Raw genomic sequence first — 2,987 nt, 5'->3', positions numbered from 1 at the left:
TGGCCTTCGATCTGCAGGGGTACAAGCACTTCGCGAACGGCCTGCGCCCCTTCCTTGCCCCCGTACTCGGCCTGGCTTGTCATCATGCGGGCCATGCCGGCTTCGGCAGGAGTATGCCCTTCGTCAAGGTCGTGTCCGTAAAGCGGCAAACCGGCCTCAAGGCGCAGGGTGTCGCGCGCGCCAAGACCTATGGGCTTAACGCGCTCATCGGCCAGCAGGGCCTTCCAGAAAGCTTCGGTTTTTTCAGAGGGCAGATACAGCTCATAGCCCAGTTCGCCGGTGTAGCCCGTGCGGCTCACCAGCACCGGCACACCCTGCCATGTGCTTTCACGGAAAGAAAAGTAACCGAGGTCATGAAAGTTTTCGCCCATGATTTTTTCAAGCACGTCCAGAGAATCCGGGCCTTGCAGGTCAACCTTGCCGGTTTCTGCCGAAATGTCGGTGATCTTGACGTTTTCGGGCAGACGGGCGCGCAGGGTTGCCAGGTCGCCGGGGGCGCAGGCGGCATTGACCACGGCCATGAACGAATCAGGCCCGAAACGGTAGATGATGCCGTCGTCAAGAACGCCGCCCTTGTCGGTGAGCAGAAAGCCGTAGCGGCATTTGCCGGGGGCCAGGGTTTCAAGATTGTGGCTTACGGCGCGTGACAGGGCCTCTGCGGCTCCAGGGCCTTCAATGCGAAACTCTCCCATGTGGCAAATGTCAAAAATACCGGCGTGTTTCCGGGTATGGAGATGTTCCGCAAGAATGCCCTCGTACTGAATGGGCATGAGCCAGCCTGCAAAGGGGGCCATCTTCGCCCCCTGGCCTTCATGCCAGGAGGTCAGCGGGGTACGCAAGTCTGACATGCTTTCTCCTTGATCTTGGTGGTTAAACTTGTTGCGCCGCGCCGCAATCCGGCCGGGACGCCCGAAGGACACCAAACACCACGCACATATGCCCGCAGGATACCATCGGCAAAAAACGGACACAAGGAGCGTGAAAAAAATTACTGCTATTCCGCACAGTCACGGCATGCCCGGAAATGACCGGCTGCAAAGCCTTGGCCGCCTGGCCGGCCCCGGATTGTGCGTACCGGCTGCCCGCGCAAGGCAGGTTTTGCGGCGGTATCCCGCTGACTAGAGCAGATTAACTTTGAGAATATACATTCTCAAAGTTTAAGGCACGCTCACTTCGGCGTTTAACCGCGCAGATAAACTGCGCTTACGCCTCCGCAGCGAACGTCTGCTCACGCAGCCGCCAGAGCAATTTCAAAGTGAAATTGCTCTGGCCGCAGGGCGGAACGGGCGTAGCCACAAAAACGCCGCAGCGCGCGAAAAATTCCTCAGCTCGCGAAAAATGCCGTCATGGTTTCGGCTTCGCAACCGCTGAAATACCGGCCCATGTCCAGCCGCCGCAAAATTTTCTCCAGCTCTTCCGGTTCCCGGGGCGCACCCGCGAGGCTTTGCTCCAATTCCTGAATGCCTTCCCCGGCATTGCAGAAAAAGTCGCCCAAAATCGCGCAGGAAGCAATGCGCCCCTGCTTCACATCGAGGCGCAGTTCAACCGTGCCCCAGTCAAAACGCTGCCGCTTGCGTTCGGTAAAGTTGGGCATGGCCCCGTAATTCCAGTTCCACTGGCGGTATTTTTCGTCAGCAAGCCTGTGCGCCTCGGCCATGAGGTTTTCATCTACACTGCCGGGCCGCGTGGCGCACCGCCCGATCAGCGCCGCAACAAGCGCTTCCGTAGTGCTGCCCGGTTGCCAGTATTCCGAAATATTGCCCACCCGTGAACGCACTGACGCCACGCCCTTGGAGCGCATCTTTTCCGGGTCAACGTTCAGGGCTTCCACCAGCCGGTCAAAATTCACATCAATAAGCAGCGTGCCGTGGTGCAGCACCTTGCCCCGGCGCAGCATCTGCCCGCTGCCGGAAATTTTGCGCCCTTCGGTTTCCACGTCGTTACGGCCTGAAATGCCGGCACGCACGCCAAGATCGGCCAGGGCTGCGCACACAGGCTCAAGATAACGCCGGAAATCCACTTTATCGCGACCGTTGGCGTGCTCAATAAAGGAAAAATTCAGATTGCCCGTATCGTGATATACCGCCCCGCCGCCTGTTATACGGCGCACGACAGGCAGACCTTCACGCCGGATAAAATCGGCGTTCACCTCGTCCACAGTACATTGATGGCGGCCCACAATGACCGAAGGGCCGTTCTGCCAAAGCAGAAAATATCCGGGATGCCCGTCTGGAAGCTTCGTAAACAGCGCCTCTTCAAGCGCGAGGTTAAAGGCGGGATCAAGGGTGGAAAAAGTAAGATGTTCCATGCGGCCTCCATCAGGACAATGCCGCGCTTCAGGTGGCAAGGTCAAGGGAACAGCGGACAATTTCAAAATTATCAGCAAAATTACCGGCACATTTCCGGGCCGTGCGATGACACTCCGGGTCCCGCGCGGCACTGCTGACCCGTATTGCACAATACAGTCCGCCCCCTCGGCGGCCGGGCTTCTGAAAAAAAGAATATTTTCAAACTTTCAATATTGTTACTACAGCGCTTGCCAGCGCACCCATATGCATCTGCTGCTGGCGGCGTGGGCAAGCCCGCGCAAATCCCGCAGGCGTTCAACGCCGCAATGCCCCTGAAGCGCGCCAAAGGCGGCTGTCAGCCCGGCAGATTTTGCTATGAGGCCTGTGGCGATGCCTGTGGCGAGTCCGCCGTTACTTCAGGGAGCGCCTGGGCCAGCACCCGCCCCAGCGTGGCGGCATCAATCCCGCCCCGCCCGAATTGTTGCCGTATGCAGCCATCGGCCACCACAATCAGCCGTTCTCCCAGGCGCACGGCCTGCTGCGGATGGTGTGTGACCACCACCAGCGGATACTGCTCCGCAAGACGCAGCAAAAGGGCTTCTATCTGCGCCGTGGCGTGAACGTCCAGTGAAGCCGTGGGTTCATCAAGAAGCAGCACGGCAGGTTCCAGCGCCAGGGCGCGGGCCAGACAAAGCCGCT

General features: G+C 59.2%; 2 protein-coding genes and 1 pseudogene. All 3 read right to left on the bottom strand.

The annotated features are described in order from the left end of the window. A partial coding sequence (gene gcvT, locus V6C16_RS10510; RefSeq protein ID WP_333543166.1) for a glycine cleavage system aminomethyltransferase GcvT occupies window positions 1-848 on the bottom strand: 848 nt, incomplete at its 3' end. A 476-nt stretch (window positions 849-1,324) separates the two neighbouring features. Further along, window positions 1,325-2,308 carry a lipoate--protein ligase gene (locus tag V6C16_RS10505; RefSeq protein WP_333535740.1) on the bottom strand — a complete coding sequence of 328 codons (984 nt, stop codon included), beginning with the start codon at window positions 2,306-2,308 and terminating at the stop codon, window positions 1,325-1,327. A 353-nt stretch (window positions 2,309-2,661) separates the two neighbouring features. Then, window positions 2,662-2,987, bottom strand: a pseudogene (locus V6C16_RS10500) (phosphate ABC transporter ATP-binding protein); the annotation flags it as partial.

It is taken from the genome of Desulfovibrio sp. 1188_IL3213, assembly GCF_036763145.1.
In the GTDB taxonomy this organism is placed as follows: Bacteria; Desulfobacterota; Desulfovibrionia; order Desulfovibrionales; family Desulfovibrionaceae; genus Desulfovibrio.
This window is presented reverse-complemented; position numbering and strand designations above follow the sequence as displayed.